The following is a 1,028-nucleotide window of genomic DNA, read 5'->3' as shown; positions in this document are numbered from 1 at the left end:
GGTTGATGTCTTTTCCTCTGGGTACTTAGATGTTTCAGTTCTCCAGGTTCGCTTCACTGCGCTATGTATTCACGCAGTGATACCTATTGCTAGGTGGGTTCCCCCATTCAGAAATCTCCGGATCAAAGTTTATTTGCCAACTCCCCGAAGCTTATCGCAGGCTATCACGTCTTTCGTCGCCTATCATCGCCAAGGCATCCACCACATGCTCTTAGTCACTTGACCCTATAACTTTGACATCTATCTCTAGATCTCATCGCAAAAGAAGCAAGCAACTGCTTTGCGAGGTCTCTCACCTCGCGCGTTATGCCGTAATGTGAATATCTTTGCTGTAAACCTGGTCGCCCAGATCCACATTCTTGAAGAATATTCGTCATTACTGAATAAAAATTGCTTCCGCAAAGTTTCATTCGTTTTGACGCAATCAAATTGTTGCTGGTGGCACGGTGCAGTAAAACCTTTACGAATTTCTGCTTTCCACCAGCAACGCTGATTTTCGACTCTATGAATTTTTAAAGAACAGCCGTTTGATCCGGGAATCCGGAATCAACAACAAAACAGTCTCTTGCGAAACCGCTTTGGTGTTGAGTGATAAGTTATCAGTAAAAGTATTGGTGGAGGATGACGGGATCGAACCGACGACCCCCTGCTTGCAAAGCAGGTGCTCTCCCAGCTGAGCTAATCCCCCTTTGATCGTCTATAACCTGCGCACTGCGGCGTTGCTACTTCCTCACATACTTAAGTATGCTTCGTCATTCGCGCCTTGCACTGCTTGGTTCTAGCCAATCAATATGCCATCCGTCGGAACTGTAAATGGTGGGTCTAGTTGGGCTCGAACCAACGACCCCTGCGTTATCAACACAGTGCTCTAACCAGCTGAGCTACAGACCCATTCCAATTCTTTGCAAGTGCCGTGTCTTGTGCAGACCCAGCCTCTTAAAAGCTTTGGCTTGTTCCAACAACCGATAAGTGTGGGCGTTCAATCTTGATTGCTTTGTTTCCAGAAAGGAGGTGATCCAGCCGCACCT

2 tRNA genes and 1 rRNA gene are annotated in these 1,028 nt (G+C 47.0%); all 3 read right to left on the bottom strand.

Annotation, left to right across the window (positions count from 1 at the left end):
• Positions 1 to 225: ribosomal RNA gene (locus tag WH265_RS24190) — 23S ribosomal RNA — on the bottom strand; the annotation flags it as partial.
• 387 nt (positions 226 to 612) lie between these two features.
• Positions 613 to 688 (bottom strand) — tRNA-Ala (locus WH265_RS24185).
• A gap of 126 nt (positions 689 to 814) precedes the next feature.
• Positions 815 to 891, bottom strand: a tRNA-Ile gene (locus WH265_RS24180).
• Positions 892 to 1,028: the final 137 nt, after the last annotated feature.

This window comes from Comamonas sp. MYb396 (assembly GCF_037479555.1).
GTDB lineage: Bacteria > Pseudomonadota > Gammaproteobacteria > Burkholderiales > Burkholderiaceae_C > Comamonas.
The sequence above is the reverse complement of the archived record's forward strand: the minus strand, read 5'-3'. Positions and strand labels throughout refer to the sequence as shown.